Annotated in this window: 28 protein-coding genes and 1 pseudogene; all 29 read left to right on the top strand. The window is 38.8% G+C overall.

Going from position 1 to position 14,575, the window contains the following annotated elements; all coding sequences use genetic code 11:
- Positions 1-367 (top strand): annotated as a pseudogene (tuf, locus tag VIK44_RS02270) (elongation factor Tu); the annotation flags it as partial.
- A 159-nt stretch (positions 368-526) separates the two neighbouring features.
- Positions 527-904 (top strand): DUF6483 family protein, encoded by a 378-nt coding sequence (locus VIK44_RS02275; protein WP_331552227.1) that lies wholly within the window; start codon positions 527-529, stop codon positions 902-904.
- A gap of 19 nt (positions 905-923) precedes the next feature.
- On the top strand, positions 924-1,790 hold the full coding sequence (locus tag VIK44_RS02280; RefSeq protein ID WP_331552228.1) for a DegV family protein: 867 nt from the start codon (positions 924-926) through the stop codon (positions 1,788-1,790).
- 291 nt (positions 1,791-2,081) lie between these two features.
- The gene (rpsJ, locus tag VIK44_RS02285; RefSeq protein WP_050738966.1) at positions 2,082-2,390 is read left to right on the top strand and encodes a 30S ribosomal protein S10; all 309 of its coding nucleotides are present in this window, start codon (positions 2,082-2,084) and stop codon (positions 2,388-2,390) included.
- 53 nt (positions 2,391-2,443) lie between these two features.
- Positions 2,444-3,073, top strand: coding sequence for a 50S ribosomal protein L3 (gene rplC / locus VIK44_RS02290; RefSeq protein ID WP_331552229.1), 630 nt, complete (start codon positions 2,444-2,446; stop codon positions 3,071-3,073).
- A 29-nt stretch (positions 3,074-3,102) separates the two neighbouring features.
- A complete protein-coding gene (gene rplD / locus VIK44_RS02295) occupies positions 3,103-3,723 on the top strand; it encodes a 50S ribosomal protein L4 (protein WP_331552230.1) in 621 nt (206 codons plus the stop codon).
- Positions 3,723-4,013: a 50S ribosomal protein L23 gene (rplW, locus tag VIK44_RS02300; RefSeq protein WP_331552231.1), complete on the top strand. Its 291-nt coding sequence runs from the start codon at positions 3,723-3,725 to the stop codon at positions 4,011-4,013. The genes rplD and rplW overlap by 1 nt, the downstream gene beginning before the upstream one ends.
- Positions 4,014-4,067: 54 nt before the next feature.
- Positions 4,068-4,901 carry a 50S ribosomal protein L2 gene (gene rplB / locus VIK44_RS02305; protein WP_331552232.1) on the top strand — a complete coding sequence of 278 codons (834 nt, stop codon included), beginning with the start codon at positions 4,068-4,070 and terminating at the stop codon, positions 4,899-4,901.
- Positions 4,902-4,938: 37 nt separating this feature from the next.
- Entirely contained in the window at positions 4,939-5,217 is a 279-nt protein-coding gene (rpsS, locus tag VIK44_RS02310; protein ID WP_331552233.1) for a 30S ribosomal protein S19, read from the top strand.
- Positions 5,218-5,235: 18 nt separating this feature from the next.
- Positions 5,236-5,571: a 50S ribosomal protein L22 gene (gene rplV / locus VIK44_RS02315; RefSeq protein WP_331552234.1), complete on the top strand. Its 336-nt coding sequence runs from the start codon at positions 5,236-5,238 to the stop codon at positions 5,569-5,571.
- Between the two features lie 13 nt (positions 5,572-5,584).
- Positions 5,585-6,307 (top strand): 30S ribosomal protein S3, encoded by a 723-nt coding sequence (gene rpsC, locus VIK44_RS02320; RefSeq protein ID WP_331552235.1) that lies wholly within the window; start codon positions 5,585-5,587, stop codon positions 6,305-6,307.
- Positions 6,308-6,325: 18 nt separating this feature from the next.
- A complete protein-coding gene (gene rplP / locus VIK44_RS02325) occupies positions 6,326-6,766 on the top strand; it encodes a 50S ribosomal protein L16 (protein WP_331552236.1) in 441 nt (146 codons plus the stop codon).
- Positions 6,763-6,966, top strand: a complete 204-nt coding sequence (rpmC, locus tag VIK44_RS02330) for a 50S ribosomal protein L29 (protein WP_331552237.1) — start codon at positions 6,763-6,765, stop codon at positions 6,964-6,966. The genes rplP and rpmC overlap by 4 nt, the downstream gene beginning before the upstream one ends.
- Positions 6,967-6,994: 28 nt before the next feature.
- Positions 6,995-7,252: a 30S ribosomal protein S17 gene (rpsQ, locus tag VIK44_RS02335; protein ID WP_331552238.1), complete on the top strand. Its 258-nt coding sequence runs from the start codon at positions 6,995-6,997 to the stop codon at positions 7,250-7,252.
- Between the two features lie 27 nt (positions 7,253-7,279).
- Complete coding sequence (gene rplN, locus VIK44_RS02340; RefSeq protein WP_331552239.1) at positions 7,280-7,648, top strand: 50S ribosomal protein L14; 369 nt, start codon at positions 7,280-7,282, stop codon at positions 7,646-7,648.
- A gap of 17 nt (positions 7,649-7,665) precedes the next feature.
- A complete protein-coding gene (gene rplX, locus VIK44_RS02345) occupies positions 7,666-7,980 on the top strand; it encodes a 50S ribosomal protein L24 (RefSeq protein ID WP_331552240.1) in 315 nt (104 codons plus the stop codon).
- Positions 7,981-8,000: 20 nt separating this feature from the next.
- Complete coding sequence (gene rplE / locus VIK44_RS02350; protein ID WP_331552241.1) at positions 8,001-8,543, top strand: 50S ribosomal protein L5; 543 nt, start codon at positions 8,001-8,003, stop codon at positions 8,541-8,543.
- A gap of 13 nt (positions 8,544-8,556) precedes the next feature.
- Complete coding sequence (locus VIK44_RS02355) at positions 8,557-8,742, top strand: type Z 30S ribosomal protein S14 (RefSeq protein ID WP_331552242.1); 186 nt, start codon at positions 8,557-8,559, stop codon at positions 8,740-8,742.
- A 34-nt stretch (positions 8,743-8,776) separates the two neighbouring features.
- Positions 8,777-9,175 (top strand): 30S ribosomal protein S8, encoded by a 399-nt coding sequence (gene rpsH / locus VIK44_RS02360; RefSeq protein WP_331552243.1) that lies wholly within the window; start codon positions 8,777-8,779, stop codon positions 9,173-9,175.
- Positions 9,176-9,199: 24 nt separating this feature from the next.
- The gene (gene rplF / locus VIK44_RS02365; protein WP_331552244.1) at positions 9,200-9,736 is read left to right on the top strand and encodes a 50S ribosomal protein L6; all 537 of its coding nucleotides are present in this window, start codon (positions 9,200-9,202) and stop codon (positions 9,734-9,736) included.
- A gap of 42 nt (positions 9,737-9,778) precedes the next feature.
- Positions 9,779-10,147, top strand: coding sequence for a 50S ribosomal protein L18 (gene rplR / locus VIK44_RS02370; RefSeq protein ID WP_331552245.1), 369 nt, complete (start codon positions 9,779-9,781; stop codon positions 10,145-10,147).
- Positions 10,148-10,164: 17 nt separating this feature from the next.
- The gene (gene rpsE / locus VIK44_RS02375; protein WP_331552246.1) at positions 10,165-10,671 is read left to right on the top strand and encodes a 30S ribosomal protein S5; all 507 of its coding nucleotides are present in this window, start codon (positions 10,165-10,167) and stop codon (positions 10,669-10,671) included.
- 11 nt (positions 10,672-10,682) lie between these two features.
- Positions 10,683-10,865 carry a 50S ribosomal protein L30 gene (gene rpmD, locus VIK44_RS02380; RefSeq protein WP_331552247.1) on the top strand — a complete coding sequence of 61 codons (183 nt, stop codon included), beginning with the start codon at positions 10,683-10,685 and terminating at the stop codon, positions 10,863-10,865.
- A gap of 12 nt (positions 10,866-10,877) precedes the next feature.
- Positions 10,878-11,321 (top strand): 50S ribosomal protein L15, encoded by a 444-nt coding sequence (gene rplO, locus VIK44_RS02385; protein WP_331552248.1) that lies wholly within the window; start codon positions 10,878-10,880, stop codon positions 11,319-11,321.
- A 1-nt stretch (position 11,322) separates the two neighbouring features.
- Positions 11,323-12,582: a preprotein translocase subunit SecY gene (gene secY / locus VIK44_RS02390; protein ID WP_331552249.1), complete on the top strand. Its 1,260-nt coding sequence runs from the start codon at positions 11,323-11,325 to the stop codon at positions 12,580-12,582.
- 24 nt (positions 12,583-12,606) lie between these two features.
- Positions 12,607-13,266 carry an adenylate kinase gene (locus VIK44_RS02395; RefSeq protein ID WP_331552250.1) on the top strand — a complete coding sequence of 220 codons (660 nt, stop codon included), beginning with the start codon at positions 12,607-12,609 and terminating at the stop codon, positions 13,264-13,266.
- A 2-nt stretch (positions 13,267-13,268) separates the two neighbouring features.
- Positions 13,269-14,030, top strand: a complete 762-nt coding sequence (gene map / locus VIK44_RS02400; protein WP_331552251.1) for a type I methionyl aminopeptidase — start codon at positions 13,269-13,271, stop codon at positions 14,028-14,030.
- On the top strand, positions 14,031-14,333 hold the full coding sequence (locus VIK44_RS02405) for a KOW domain-containing RNA-binding protein (RefSeq protein ID WP_331552252.1): 303 nt from the start codon (positions 14,031-14,033) through the stop codon (positions 14,331-14,333).
- A 3-nt stretch (positions 14,334-14,336) separates the two neighbouring features.
- Positions 14,337-14,564: a translation initiation factor IF-1 gene (gene infA / locus VIK44_RS02410; protein WP_050738991.1), complete on the top strand. Its 228-nt coding sequence runs from the start codon at positions 14,337-14,339 to the stop codon at positions 14,562-14,564.
- Positions 14,565-14,575 lie beyond the last annotated feature (11 nt).

Consider the following 14,575-nt stretch of genomic DNA (forward strand, 5'->3'; position numbering starts at 1 on the left):
TGTCGGCGCACTGCTTCGCGGTGTTGAACGATCACAGGTTGAACGTGGTCAGGTACTGGCTAAACCAGGTTCCATTAAACCACATACCCATTATATGTCAGAAGTTTATGTATTAACCAAAGAAGAAGGCGGACGTCATACTCCATTCTTTGATGGTTACCGACCACAGTTCTACTTCAGAACAACGGATGTAACAGGCGTCATCAAATTACCTGAAGGCGTGGAAATGGTAATGCCAGGAGATAATGTTCAAATGGAAATTACTCTGATCACACCAATCGCGATTGAAGAAGGCTTACGTTTCGCTATCCGTGAAGGCGGACGAACAGTTGGATCCGGAGTTGTTGCTAAGATTCTTGCAGACTGAATCTGTAAACTAAAACCTCTATTAATATTTAACCGTCTTTCTATAAGAAAGATGGTTTTTTAATGGGGAAAATTTACGAAAATAATTTTAATGGGAAAAGGCATATTTTTTGTGGTATTATTTATTAAAATATTAATTAACCAGGAAAGCGATGATAAGATGTTTCAAAAAGATTTCATAGTACGAGAAATTGAAAACTTTTCTAAATTTGTCATAGGAATATTTCGAAAAGAAAAAGTTAAGATTAAAATTCAGGGAGAACAAGGGGAGTTTATTGAAGACGACTATTTGTATTTTCGTTTTCAGGAAATGATTTATGACAGAAAAATAAATGAAGCTGAAAATGAGCTATTCGAATTAATCGAAAAAAATCCTAAACTTGAACATTTGAAATTAGCTGAAAAATTCTATTCTGAGGTCATTAAAATGAGTGATGATTATTTACAGAAACAAAATTACTCGCGGGAAGAAATATTTGAAAGCTTAGATCAGTTAAAAGAAATTTATGAGAAAAAATACAGTGATTCTAAAAAATAGAATTGGAAAGAAGTATATTATGATTAAACTTTTAGTTGATAGTATGTGTGATTTACCAAAAGGAACTATAAATCATCCCAGCTTGGATATGGTTTCCCTAAATGTTATTATAGAGGGAAAGGTATACCGTGACAAACGAGAAATTGACCTGGATGGAATGAATAAATTTATGGAAAAGGGAATTGTACCCACAACATCCCAAGTGAATCCAGGGGACTTTCTTGAATATTTCGAAGAATGCGCAAAAAACAAGGTGGAGTGTTTTTATCTTGCTTTTACCTCTAAGTTATCAGGAAGCTATGAAACCGCCCGTCTGGTACTTAAGGATGTCCAGGAAAAATATCCGGACTTTAAATGCAAAATAGTTGATAGCCTCCAAAGTGGCGGAGGTATTGCTCTTATTGCGGTTGAATTGCTGAAGTTCATTGAAAAGGGAAAAGACCTTGAGTATTTAGTTGAGGCAACGGAAAAGTTAATACCCCACACTCATTTTTATTTTAGTATTGAAGATTTAAACTGGTTGTACCGAGGGGGCCGGGTTTCCCGCGGAACTGCAATGGTAGGGGGATTCCTGAAAATTCATCCGATTGTATCGGTTGAAGAAGGTGAACTTAAAATCATTGGAAAAGTCAGAGGAAATAAAAAAGCCCGAAATACGATTATTGAAAAGGTATCTGAAAACATTGGCGAATATCTCAATCAAACCGTTGGCATTGCTTATACAGGTTCAATGAAGCCAGTTGAGGAATATGAAAATGCCTTAAGATTAATGGGGATTGAAAAAATCGAACCGGTGCCCATTGGTTGCGTTTTAGCAGCGCATCTGGGGCTCCAGGGATCCGGAATTTATTTTTTAGATAAGCCCCCGGAAAAAATATTAGAATAAAGTGAAAAAACTTAAAAAAACGCTTGCCAAAGGCGTTTTTTTCTTGTATAATGTGGAAGGTTAACACTCAGCGATGAAGTGAGAGGTTGCTGTCACCTTAGACAGGTTAATTCCCATGGAGTACGTCACGATCTTAGAATCTGACGACAATCACTGAAATTCATAGACGAATCACAAAATGACGATGTTCATTTTGAAAAAATTTATGATGAAACACCCGGATGGGTTGACAAGTGATTGGAGTACCTAAATTAGTTTGAAAAAAAATCAAAAAGGAGGTAAAATTTAGGTATGGCAAAACAAAAGATTAGAATCAGGTTAAAAGCGTTTGATCATAAAATATTAGATCAATCAGCTGAACGAATTGTTGAAACAGCAAAGAGAACAGGTGCAACTGTCTCTGGTCCGATACCGCTGCCAACTGACAAAGAAATCATTACGATTCTTCGAGCAGTTCATAAGTATAAGGATTCCAGAGAGCAATTTGAAATGCGTACACACAAACGGTTAATTGACATTTTAAATCCAACACCAAAAACCGTAGACGCATTAATGAGATTGAACTTACCAGCAGGCGTTGATATAGAAATTAAACTATAGACCCCAATGGTATTATGATTGCCCGGCAATCCAATGATATTTAGGAGGAAAGTATGAAAAAAGCAATTATCGGAAGAAAAGTTGGAATGACCCAGATTTTCACAGAAAATGGTACAGTCATTCCTGTTACCGTTGTAGAAGCAGGACCTTGTGTTGTGCTTCAAAAGAAAACCATCGAAGTTGATGGTTATGAAGCGCTTCAATTGGCTTTTGGCCAAGTGAAAGAACGACGAATGACAAAACCTTTAAAAGGTCATTATGACAAACACAGTATTGAATATAAAAAAGTGATCCGTGAGTTTAAGCTTGATGATTATGCAAGTTATACAACTGGACAACTAATTCAGGCTGATATGTTTGAAGCTGGAGATCGTGTTGATATTTCAGGTAAATCAAAGGGTAAGGGATTCCAGGGGGTTATTAAACGACATAACCAATCCAGAGGACCAATGGCTCATGGTTCCAAATATCATCGAAGACCAGGTTCCATGGGGGCATCATCCTCACCTTCAAGAGTATTTAAAGGTAAAAAGCTTCCAGGTCAAATGGGGAACAAAAATGTATCCGCAATTAATCTAGAAGTCGTTAAAGTTGATGTTGAAAACAATGTACTTTTAATCAGAGGTGCAGTACCAGGAATCAGAGGAGCGCTCGTCACTATTAAAACCAGCGTCAAAGCATAGAAAAATCAAGCCTGAAAGGAGGAATTCAAATGCCTAAAATTGACATATTAGATGTAAAAGGAAATGTTGTTGGTGACGTCGAATTAAGCGAAGGAATCTTCGGAATCGAACCCAACGAATATGTAGTACATGAAGTAGTGGTTGCACTGCTTGCAAATAGACGACAGGGTACACGTTCAGCCAAAACTCGTTCAGAAGTTCGCGGCGGCGGTCGTAAACCCTGGAAACAAAAAGGAACAGGCCGGGCTCGTGCCGGTACGATCAGATCTCCATTGTGGAAGGGTGGCGGTGTCATCTTTGCACCAAAATCAAGAGACTACAGCAAAAAAGTTAACAAAAAGGTTAAAGCCTTAGCCATGAAATCAGTATTTTCAGCAAAAGCTCAGGAAAATGAAATTCGAGTTTTGAATCAATTGGTTATGGATGCTCCAAAAACAAAAGAAATGATTACTGTATTAAAAAATATCAATGCTGAAAAAGCGTTGATTGTACTTCCTGAAAACAATAATAGTATTTTTAAGTCAGCAAATAATATTCCTAAAATCGCTACCACAACAGTCAATGAACTTAACGTGTATGACATGTTAAAATACGATGTGTTGATAATGACTCAGGAAGCACTAGAAAAGATTGAGGAGGTATACGCATAATGAAAAATCCTCGCGATATTATCATGAAGCCAATTATTACAGAACGTAGTATGGCCGATGCAGAAGTAAAAAAATTCACTTTTAAAGTGGACAAAAGAGCTAATAAAATTGAGATAAAAAATGCTGTCGAAGTAATATTTGATGTTAAAGTAGAAAAAGTTTCTACCATGAATATGAAAGGCAAGCTAAAAAGAACCGGACGTTTCGTTGGTCGAAGATCCGATTGGAAAAAAGCCATTGTTAAGCTAACACCAGGAAGCAAAGGCATCCAATTCTTCGAAGGGGTATAAACACTTTAACGAAATGACAACCCGAGAAGCATACAAAAAAGGAGGTTGCGAACAATGGGTATTAGAAAGTATAAACCGACGTCCCCTGGACGTAGAAATATGAGTGTTAATACATTCGAAGAAGTCACCAAGTATGAGCCTGAAAAGGCACTATTGGAACCAGTTAAAAAGCATGGTGGCCGTAACTGTTACGGTCGTATCACCGTTAGACATCAAGGTGGTGGTGCTAAAAGAAAATACAGAATCATTGATTTCAAAAGAAATAAAGATGACATTCCCGGAAAGGTTGCAGGTATTGAGTACGATCCAAACAGAAGCTCAAATATTGCACTAATTCATTATGTTGATGGCGAAAAACGATATATCATTGCGCCACTAAAACTAAAGGTTGGAGATGTTATTTTTTCCGGACCTGAATCAGATATTACTATTGGGAACTGTTTGCCACTGATAAACATTCCAGTTGGTTCAACCGTTCACAATATTGAGTTAAAAGCTGGTAAGGGCGCACAAATGGTTCGCTCAGCAGGCGGAAGTGCTCAGTTGATGGCTAAAGAAGGCAATTTTGCAACATTACGTTTACCCTCTGGCGAAATGAGAATGGTACGAATTGAATGTCGTGCTACCATTGGTCAGGTTGGAAATCTGGATCACCAGCATGTTCGTATCGGTAAAGCCGGTCGTAAAAGACATATGGGCGTCCGACCAACGGTTCGTGGTTCTGTTATGAATCCCAATGACCATCCACATGGTGGTGGTGAAGGAAAAGCTCCAATTGGACGTTCCGGACCAGTAACACCTTGGGGTAAACCAACAATGGGCTATAAAACACGTGCGAAAAACAAACCTTCCGATAAATATATCGTAAGATCAAGAAATAAAAAATAAACAATCAAAAGTTAATAAATCGAGAGGAGGTTGAATTATGGGTAGATCATTAAAAAAAGGACCTTTCGTTGACGCGAAGTTACTTAAACGAATAGAAGCCATGAACGAAAAGAGTGAACATACTGTGCTGAAGACCTGGTCAAGAAGCTCCACACTTTTCCCGCAAATGGTAGGACACACGATCGCAGTTCACGATGGCAGAAAACATGTGCCAGTGTATGTTACCGAGGATATGGTAGGTCACAAACTCGGAGAGTTTGCACCAACCAGAACCTTTAGAGGTCATGCTGGCGAAAAGAAAACTAAATTAAGATAGCTAAAAGGAGGTAAACCAATGGAAGCAAGAGCGACAGCCAAATATGTACGTGTTTCATCCAGAAAAGCTAAATTAGTAGCTGATTTAATTCGGGGAAAAAGCATGGGCGAAGCATTAAGCATTTTAGCATTAACCCCTAACAAGGCGGCAAAGATTATTGACAAAGTTGTTAAATCTGCTTTGGCGAATGCTGAAAATAATTTTAATTTGAATCCTGAAAACTTGTATGTCGATCAGATATTTGCAAATCAGGGACCAACATTGAAAAGATTCAGAGCGGGTGCGCAGGGACGTGCAACAGTTATTAGAAAAAGATCGTCTCATATTACAGCCGTATTAAAAGAAAAAGAGTAAGGAGGAAATATATTTGGGCCAAAAAGTCAATCCTCATGGATTAAGAGTTGGAATTATTAAGGACTGGAATGCAAAATGGTTTGCTAACAATAAAGATTTTGCAGATTGTTTGATTGAAGATCACGATATTCGTAAATATATTAAAGTAAATCAATACCAGGCAGGCATCTCTAAAATTGTCATCGAGCGTTTTGGTAGCAAGGTAAAGATTCATATCTATACCGCAAAACCAGGGATGATCATCGGCAGAGGTGGCGCAGGCATTGATGCTTTACGTCTTGAACTTGAAAAAATGACTAAAAAAACTGTGTTTATCAATATCGTAGAAGTTAAAAATGTTGATGTCGATGCACAGCTCATTGCAGAAAATATTGCTGCACAACTAGAACGACGGATTTCTTTCCGACGTGCCATGAAACAAACAATGCAACGTACCATGCGTGCCGGTGCCAAGGGCATCAAAACCGCAGTTGCAGGTCGATTAAATGGTGCTGAAATGGCAAGAAATGAACATTATTCCCAAGGTAATGTGCCACTGCAAACATTACGAGCTGATATAAACTATGGATTTGCCGAAGCTGATACCACTTATGGTAAATTAGGGGTTAAGGTTTGGGTTAATAAGGGTGAAATTTTAACTGGACGTGAAGATGTTCTGGCTATTGCAGCCGAAGACGACGCTAAAGCTAAAAAACAAACTCATCGAAAGGCTCCTGCTAAAAGGACAGAAAACTAAGAGAGGAGGATAACGCATATGTTAATGCCTAAACGTGTAAAACGTAGAAAACAACATAGAGGTCGAATGAAGGGGAAAGCACTTCGTGGTAACAAAATTACTTATGGAGATTATGCTATCCAGGCTCTTGAGCCGGCATGGATCACTGCTAACCAAATTGAAGCAGCCCGTGTTGCCATGACCAGATATATTAAAAGGGGTGGTAAGGTTTGGATCAAAATCTTCCCAGATAAGCCTGTTACACAAAAACCCGCAGAAACTCGAATGGGTTCCGGTAAAGGTTCACCAGAGTTTTGGGTCGCAGTGGTAAAACCAGGCAGAGTTATGTTTGAGATTGCAGGGATTCCTGAGGATATGGCCAGGGAAGCCATGCGTCTTGCCCAGCATAAACTGCCAATAAAAACAAAGTTTATCACTCGTAAAGATCAGGAAGAACTAGAAGTGGGTGATGAGTCATGAAACCAATAGAAATAAGAGAATTAACGACCGTAGAATTAGAAACAAAACTGGGAGATCTCAAGGTGGAATTATTCAACCTGAGATTCCAACATGCCACCGGCCAGTTGGAAAACCCAATGCGCATCAAAGAAGTAAAAAAGACTTATGCACGTATTAAGACAATTATGCAAGAACGTGCCATGCAGTCTCTTGAAGCATAGTAAACCAATAGATAAGGAGGTTTAGCTTATGGAAGAAAGAAGTTACAGAAAAACTCGTGTCGGAAAGGTTGTTAGTGATAAAATGGATAAAACCATTGTCGTCACTGTTGAATCCTTTATCAAACATCCGTTATATAAAAAGCGAGTAAAAAGAACTGTGAAATTTAAAGCCCATGACGAACAAAATGCATGTAATATCGGGGATAGCGTTAAAATAATGGAAACACGACCCCTCAGCAAAGATAAACGCTGGAGATTAGTAGAAATCATAGAGAAAGCGCTATAAGCAAGTGCTTAAAAGGAGGTATTTCGGATGATTCAACAAGAAACTAGACTAAAAGTAGCTGATAATACCGGTGCAAAAGAATTACTGTGCATCCGAGTTCTTGGTGGTTCCGGTCGTCGATATGCAAATATTGGTGATGTCATCGTGTGTGCTGTTAAAAGTGCCGCACCTGGTGGCGAAGTTAAAAAAGGCGATGTGGTTAAAGCTGTTGTCGTTAGAACAAAAAGCGGAATTCGAAGAGACGATGGAAGTTACATCAAGTTCGACCAAAATGCAGCGGTTCTTATAAAGGACGATAAAAACCCAAAAGGTACACGAATTTTTGGACCTGTCGCAAGAGAGCTAAGGGACAAGAAATACATGAAAATCGTATCTTTGGCTCCTGAAGTACTTTAGTTAGGAGGAAATGAAAGATGCATATTAAAAAAGATGATATCGTAATGGTTATTTCCGGTAAGGACAAAGGCAAAAAGGGAAAAGTAATTCAATCTTATCCCAGAGAAGCAAAAGTTCTTGTGGAAAATGTAAATATGGTCACAAAACATCAAAAACCAACACAACAGATGCAACAGGGTGGTATTGCACAACAAGAAGGTAAATTAGAAGCTTCTAACGTGTTAATATACTGTGCTAAATGTGAAAAAGGTGTGAGAACTGGTCATAAATTTTTAAATGATGGAAAAAAAGTAAGATACTGCAAAAAATGCAACGAAACATTTAGCAATTAATTTCGGGAAGGAGGACAAATATGCCCAGATTAAAAGATAAATACCTTACTGAAGTGGTTCCGGCGATGATGGAAAAATTTCAATATAAAAATATCATGGAAGTTCCTAAACTTGAAAAAGTTGTTCTCAACATGGGTTTAGGAGATTGCAAAGAAAACTCTAAAGCTTTGGAGGCTGCGGTTATTGACCTTGGTATCATTGCCGGTCAAAGACCAGTGATTACTAAGGCAAAGAAATCAGTTGCCAACTTTAAAGTCCGAGAAGGCATGAACATTGGAGCAAAAGTAACGATAAGAAGTGTCCGGATGTATGAATTTACTGATAAGTTATTCAATGTTGCCCTTCCTCGAGTACGTGACTTCAGAGGTCTGTCAAATAAATCATTTGATGGTCGAGGCAATTATGCATTCGGGATTAAAGAACAACTTATTTTTCCTGAAATTGACTACGATAAAGTAGAACAAGTCAGAGGGATGGACATTATGTTTGTCACAACGGCAAAAACAGATGAAGAAGCTCACGAACTGTTAAGACTGCTTGGCATTCCATTCAGTAGAGCATAAGGAGGATGGTATAGTGGCAAAAAAATCAATGAAAGAAAAACAACAGAAGAAACAAAAGTATTCGACTCAAGAATATACCCGATGTCGAATTTGTGGACGACCACATTCTGTTTTAAAAAAATTCGGGGTTTGTCGTATTTGTTTCAGAGAATTAGCATATAAAGGGGAAATCCCCGGCGTTAGAAAAGCAAGCTGGTAAAACAAACTAGCAAAGAGAAAAGGAGGTAACGAGTATGGTCATGACTGATCCCATTGCGGATATGTTAACACGCATCAGAAATGCAAATGATGCAGGTCATAAAGCTGTTGAAATGCCTGCTTCTAAAGAAAAGAAAGCAATTGCTCAAATTCTTTTAGAAGAAGGATATATAAATAAAGTCGATTACATTAGCGATGAAAAACAGGGGTTGATAAAAATCACTCTGAAATACGGAGAAAATAAAAGCCGTGTCGTTGCGGGTATTAAGAGAATATCTAAACCTGGACTTCGAGTTTATGCAGGAAAAGAAGAAGTGCCAAAGGTCTTAAATGGTCTTGGTATTGCGATCGTTTCTACATCAAAAGGCGTAATGACAGATAAAAAAGCAAGAAAAGCCGGCGTTGGCGGCGAAGTGATATGTTACGTTTGGTAACAATTTAAGACAGGAGGTAGAAAGATGTCAAGAATAGGGAAAGCACCTGTTGTGATCCTCCAGGGCGTAGACGTTAAAAAAGACGGTCATACCCTAACTGTTAAAGGTCCACTGGGACAACTGGTTAGAACATTTCATCCTGATATGGACATTGATGTTCAAGAAAAAGAAGTCATCGTCACACGACCATCAGAAAGTAAGCTGCATAAATCACTTCATGGTTTAACACGTGCTTTAATTAATAATATGGTTACAGGCGTAAATACTGGCTTTGAAAAAAGATTGGAAATCAGTGGCGTCGGTTACAGAGCAGAGAAAAAAGGGAATAAATTGGTTATGAACCTCGGTTTTTCACATTCAGTCGAAATGGAAGATCCAGAAGGTATTGAAACCATTCCGGAAACAAATACCAAGGTACTTGTTAAAGGAATCAGCAAGGAAGCCGTTGGCGCTCATGCTGCCAATATCCGTGCAAAACGTCCACCAGAACCTTATAAGGGCCATGGCGTGCGTTATTCCGATGAAATCGTCAGACGTAAAGAAGGTAAAACAGGGAAATAAACCCTGCTAACCAGACAAAGATAACGAAGGGAGTGAAATTCGATGATTAAAAAACCAATTAAAAATAAATTGCGTATTGCACGTCACTATCGAGTCAGAAATAAAATTTCTGGTACTGAATTGAGACCGCGCTTAAACGTATTTAGAAGTAATAAAAATATTTATGCTCAAATTGTTGATGATACTAAAGGTATCACATTGGTTTCAGCTTCTTCCAATGATGCAGATCTTAAGGGTCAGGTAACAAACGGAGGAGATAAAGCAGCTGCTAAAGCTGTTGGTCAGGCAGTTGCAAAAAAAGCTCTTGAAAAAGGGATTGAAGTCGTTGTTTTTGATAGAGGCGGCTATGTTTACCATGGTCGAGTAAAAGAATTGGCTGAAGGCGCTCGTGAAGCCGGTCTGAAATTCTAAGTAAAGGAGGTCATTTGATGCAAAACAAAAAAATCGATCCAAGTACATTAGATTTGAAGGAAAAAGTTGTCTCCATTAACCGGGTTACAAAGGTTGTTAAGGGCGGTCGTAACTTCAGATTCAGTTGTCTTGTGATTGTTGGAGATGAAAATGGTCATGTTGGCGTTGGTAAAGGAAAAGCAATGGAAATTCCGGATGCTATTCGTAAAGGTATTGACGCAGCAAAGAAAGCATTAATTAAAGTACCAATGGTTGGGACAACGATACCACATTTAATTAACGGCGAATCCGGTGCAGGTCATGTATTACTTAAACCTGCTGGAAAAGGTACTGGCGTTATTGCCGGTGGCCCTGTTCGTGCAGTACTTGAATTAGCTGGTATCAGAGACATTCGAACAAAATCTTTGGGATCAAACAATGCCCGTAATATGGTCGATGCTACAATGGCAGGCCTTGCTGGATTAACAACCCTTGAACAGGTTGCAGCAAAACGTGGTAAAAAGCCTGAAGAAATATTAGGTTAGGAGGAATCATTATGGCTAAGAAATTAGAAATTACATTGAAAAAAAGCCTCATTGGCCGCAATCAGAAACAACGCGCAAACATTCAGGCTTTGGGTCTTAGAAAAATTCGTCAAACTGTGATACATAATGATACTCCACAAATTCGTGGCATGATTCATCTAACAGATTTCATGCTCACAGTTAAAGAAGTATAGGAGGTGTCAATTATGAAGTTACATACTTTAAGTCCAGCACCCGGTTCTAAAAAGACACCAAAACGTAAGGGACGCGGTACTGGTTCTGGTCTTGGAAAAACTGCTGGTCGTGGACAAGATGGTCAAAAATCTCGTTCCGGCGGGGGCGTAAGACCTGGTTTTGAAGGCGGGCAAATGCCCTTAGCCAGACGTTTACCAAAACGTGGTTTTTCAAATGCGCGGTTTAAGAAAACTTATTCCATCGTCAATGTTGGAGAACTAAATGTTTTTGATGCAGACACTGTCATTACACCGGAATTAATGCTTGAATATGGTTTCATCCGTAAATTGCGAGATGGATTGAAAATCCTTGGAAACGGGGAAGTTGAGAAAGCTTTTATTGTAAAAGCTCATAAAATCAGCAAATCAGCTGAGGAGAAGATTCTCGCTGGAGGAGGAAAGGTAGAGGTGATCTAATATGATCGCTACCTTGAGGAATGCTTGGAAAATTCCGGATTTAAGACGTAAGATTATTATTACACTGGCATTATTGTTTGTTTATCGTTTAGGGGCTTATATACCGGTTCCTTTTATTGATACTGCTCAGTTAAGTCAGCTTGTCAGCGGCGGCGGAATTTTCGGTTTATTTGATATTATTTCCGGAGGGAACTTTGGTAATTTTACGATATTTGCCATGAGTATCACTCCTTATATTAATGCCTCGATTATTATGAATCTTTTGGCCTTTGCCATTCCAGCTCTTGAAAGACTTCAAAAAGAAGGTGAAGAAGGCCGCAAGAAACTTGCACAGTATACCCGGTATCTTACCATTTTCCTGGCTTTGATTCAGGCCTTGGGCATGAGTTTATCCTTCGGGGACCTTTTACTTGAAAAGACACCGTACACCATCTTCGTCGTGGTCTTAAGCATTACAGCAGGAACAGCGTTTCTAATGTATTTAGGGGAACAAATTACGGAGAATGGTATTGGAAACGGTATTTCACTGATTATTTTTGTCAGTATTATTTCCCGTATTCCTTCAGGAATTTTACAAATGTATAAATATGTGACCGTTGGCACTTTATCAATTATTAGCCTGTTACTATTTATTGTATTCATCGTTGTCATTGTTTTGGCAGTGGTGGCAGTTCAAGAAGGTCAACGAAAAATTCCGGTTCAATATGCAAAACGTGTTGTTGGCAGGAAAATGTATGGTGGTCAAAGCACGCACATTCCAATGCGTGTAAATATGGCTGGGGTTATTCCGATAATCTTTGCCAGCTCATTAACACTATTTCCGGCAACGCTGGCAAGCTTTTTTCAAGGTTCACCTTTCGCAACTTGGGTTTCAGTCAATTTTGCATGGGGATCATGGATGACAAATATCATTTATATTGTATTAATTATTGCATTTACGTATTTTTATACGGCTGTAACATTTAATCCTTATGATGTTGCTGAAAACATTAAAAAACAAGGCGGTTACGTTCCTGGGATTAGACCTGGAAAACCAACCGTTGAATATTTTACAAGAATTATGAACCGTTTAACTTTATTCGGCGGAACATTTTTAGCAGTCATTGCTGTTATTCCTATTTTTATAGGAAATATCATGGGTGTCAATCTTCAATTTGGGGGAACAAGTCTTCTGATTATTGTTGGGGTAGCCCTGGAAACAGTAAAACAAATTGAAGCTGAAATGTTGATGAGGCATCATCAGGGATTTTTGAAATCTTAAAAACAAACTGGAGAAGAATTAAAAATGAGAATTGTATTATTAGGACCTCCGGGTGCAGGTAAAGGGACACAGGCTAAACGCATTTGCGAAAGCTACAATATCCCTCATATTTCAACCGGAGACATTTTTAGAGAAAACATGAAAAATGATACTCCCCTTGGTCAAAAAGCCAAAGAGTACATGCATAATGGACTTCTTGTTCCAGATGAACTGGTCGTTGAAATGGTAGCAGATCGCCTCACACATGAGGATGTCTTAAATGCCGGATATGGCTATTTATTGGATGGATTTCCCAGGACTGTAAATCAGGCTGCTGCACTTTGTGAAATTAACGCAAAAAAAGACTGTGAATTGGATTTCGCTATCAATCTGGATGTCCCATCGGATATTTTGATTGAACGTGTTATAAATCGCAGGATTTGTCCTAAATGCGCTGCAACCTATCATTTAAAGTATAATAAACCTAAGGTTGAGGGGATCTGTGATTTTGATGGAACGGCTCTGCATCAGCGAGACGATGATCAAGTTGAAACAGTTAAAAAGCGAATTGAAATTTATGAAGAACAGACAGAACCACTGATTGGATTCTATGAAGATAAACAAAAGATTATTAATATTAATGGACTGCAACATATGAAAGATGTCTTTAAAGATATTGAGGAAGTCCTGAGTGGAGTTAATTAAGCATGATAACCATAAAATCCCAAAAGGAAGTTGATCTCATGAGGCATGCCGGCGGCATTGTTGCCGGTGCTCACGACCTCGTGGGTAAAATGATCAAGCCAGGAGTAACAACCCAGGAATTGGACAGAGCTGTTGAAAAATACATTCGAGATGCTGGTGCATTACCAACGTTTAAGGGCTATAATGGGTTTCCAAATTCCATTTGTGCTTCCGTGAACGAAGAAGTCGTTCATGGAATTCCACAAAAACGTAAATTACTTGAAGGCGATATTATCAGCATTGATATTGGTGCTACCTTTAAAGGCTATGTCGGTGATGCAGCAGTAACACACGGTGTTGGCACTATCTCAGACGAGGCCCAAAGACTGATTGATGTTACTCGGGAATCTTTTTTTAAAGGGATTGCTTATGCCAGAGATGGATATAGATTGTCGGATATTTCCAATGCAATCCAGACCTATGTCGAAGACAATGGTTTTTCTGTTGTTAGAGACTATGTAGGTCATGGTGTTGGAAGTAAAATGCATGAAGATCCTCCCATCCCAAATTATGGAGCTAAAGGTCGGGGTCCACGCCTAAGACAGGGGATGACATTAGCCATTGAACCAATGGTGAATATTGGAACCTATGATGTTGTTATGCTGGATAACGACTGGACCGTTGTGACAACAGATGGTAAACTGTCTTCCCACTTTGAACACACATTGCTCATTACCGGAACCGGTGATCCTGAACTTCTGACGGTACTTCAGGTTGGTGAATAAATGAATGATTTTATAATTGGACAGGTGGTTCGCTCTAATGCTGGCCGTGATAAGGGCCAGTTTATGGTGGTTGTAGAAGTGGTGGATGAAAATTTTACACTTGTATGTAATGGCAAACTTCGCAAAGTCAATAATCCAAAGAAAAAAAAGATTAAGCACTTAGCGAAGACCAATCACATTGTTATAGAAATTCAGGAAAAAATATTAAATGGAAAAAAGATAACAAACGCTGAGATAAGAAAAATACTCGAGTCCTATCGTACACCAGAAGGTGTAGGGAATAAGAATCGTGAGGAGGTTTGATCAATGGCCAAGAAAGATGTTATCGAGGTTGAAGGATCTGTTATTGAGTCCTTACCGAATACTATTTTTATAGTAGAATTGGAAAATGGACATCAGATAACCGCTCATATTTCAGGTAAGCTGCGTATGAACTATATTAGAATTTTACCTGGTGATAAGGTAGTTGTTGAATTATCCCCATATGATTTGACCCGTGGGCGTATCGTATGGCGTGGAAAAGGGAAATCATAAAGGAGGATATT

This window comes from Acetobacterium sp. (assembly GCF_036508315.1).
In the GTDB taxonomy this organism is placed as follows: domain Bacteria; phylum Bacillota; class Clostridia; order Eubacteriales; family Eubacteriaceae; genus Acetobacterium.

Coding starts and splice junctions, on each gene's coding strand:
- rpsJ (WP_050738966.1), top strand. CDS start 2,082: ATGGCAAAACAAAAGATTAGAATCAGGTTAAAAGCGTTTGATCATAAA.
- rplN (WP_331552239.1), top strand. CDS start 7,280: ATGATTCAACAAGAAACTAGACTAAAAGTAGCTGATAATACCGGTGCA.
- rpmD (WP_331552247.1), top strand. CDS start 10,683: ATGGCTAAGAAATTAGAAATTACATTGAAAAAAAGCCTCATTGGCCGC.
- rpsE (WP_331552246.1), top strand. CDS start 10,165: ATGCAAAACAAAAAAATCGATCCAAGTACATTAGATTTGAAGGAAAAA.
- rpsH (WP_331552243.1), top strand. CDS start 8,777: ATGGTCATGACTGATCCCATTGCGGATATGTTAACACGCATCAGAAAT.
- rpsQ (WP_331552238.1), top strand. CDS start 6,995: ATGGAAGAAAGAAGTTACAGAAAAACTCGTGTCGGAAAGGTTGTTAGT.
- VIK44_RS02405 (WP_331552252.1), top strand. CDS start 14,031: ATGAATGATTTTATAATTGGACAGGTGGTTCGCTCTAATGCTGGCCGT.
- rplE (WP_331552241.1), top strand. CDS start 8,001: ATGCCCAGATTAAAAGATAAATACCTTACTGAAGTGGTTCCGGCGATG.
- rplD (WP_331552230.1), top strand. CDS start 3,103: ATGCCTAAAATTGACATATTAGATGTAAAAGGAAATGTTGTTGGTGAC.
- VIK44_RS02275 (WP_331552227.1), top strand. CDS start 527: ATGTTTCAAAAAGATTTCATAGTACGAGAAATTGAAAACTTTTCTAAA.
- rplW (WP_331552231.1), top strand. CDS start 3,723: ATGAAAAATCCTCGCGATATTATCATGAAGCCAATTATTACAGAACGT.
- rplB (WP_331552232.1), top strand. CDS start 4,068: ATGGGTATTAGAAAGTATAAACCGACGTCCCCTGGACGTAGAAATATG.
- rplR (WP_331552245.1), top strand. CDS start 9,779: ATGATTAAAAAACCAATTAAAAATAAATTGCGTATTGCACGTCACTAT.
- rplX (WP_331552240.1), top strand. CDS start 7,666: ATGCATATTAAAAAAGATGATATCGTAATGGTTATTTCCGGTAAGGAC.
- rplP (WP_331552236.1), top strand. CDS start 6,326: ATGTTAATGCCTAAACGTGTAAAACGTAGAAAACAACATAGAGGTCGA.
- VIK44_RS02280 (WP_331552228.1), top strand. CDS start 924: ATGATTAAACTTTTAGTTGATAGTATGTGTGATTTACCAAAAGGAACT.
- VIK44_RS02395 (WP_331552250.1), top strand. CDS start 12,607: ATGAGAATTGTATTATTAGGACCTCCGGGTGCAGGTAAAGGGACACAG.
- rplC (WP_331552229.1), top strand. CDS start 2,444: ATGAAAAAAGCAATTATCGGAAGAAAAGTTGGAATGACCCAGATTTTC.
- secY (WP_331552249.1), top strand. CDS start 11,323: ATGATCGCTACCTTGAGGAATGCTTGGAAAATTCCGGATTTAAGACGT.
- map (WP_331552251.1), top strand. CDS start 13,269: ATGATAACCATAAAATCCCAAAAGGAAGTTGATCTCATGAGGCATGCC.
- infA (WP_050738991.1), top strand. CDS start 14,337: ATGGCCAAGAAAGATGTTATCGAGGTTGAAGGATCTGTTATTGAGTCC.
- rplO (WP_331552248.1), top strand. CDS start 10,878: ATGAAGTTACATACTTTAAGTCCAGCACCCGGTTCTAAAAAGACACCA.
- rpsS (WP_331552233.1), top strand. CDS start 4,939: ATGGGTAGATCATTAAAAAAAGGACCTTTCGTTGACGCGAAGTTACTT.
- rpmC (WP_331552237.1), top strand. CDS start 6,763: ATGAAACCAATAGAAATAAGAGAATTAACGACCGTAGAATTAGAAACA.
- rplF (WP_331552244.1), top strand. CDS start 9,200: ATGTCAAGAATAGGGAAAGCACCTGTTGTGATCCTCCAGGGCGTAGAC.
- rplV (WP_331552234.1), top strand. CDS start 5,236: ATGGAAGCAAGAGCGACAGCCAAATATGTACGTGTTTCATCCAGAAAA.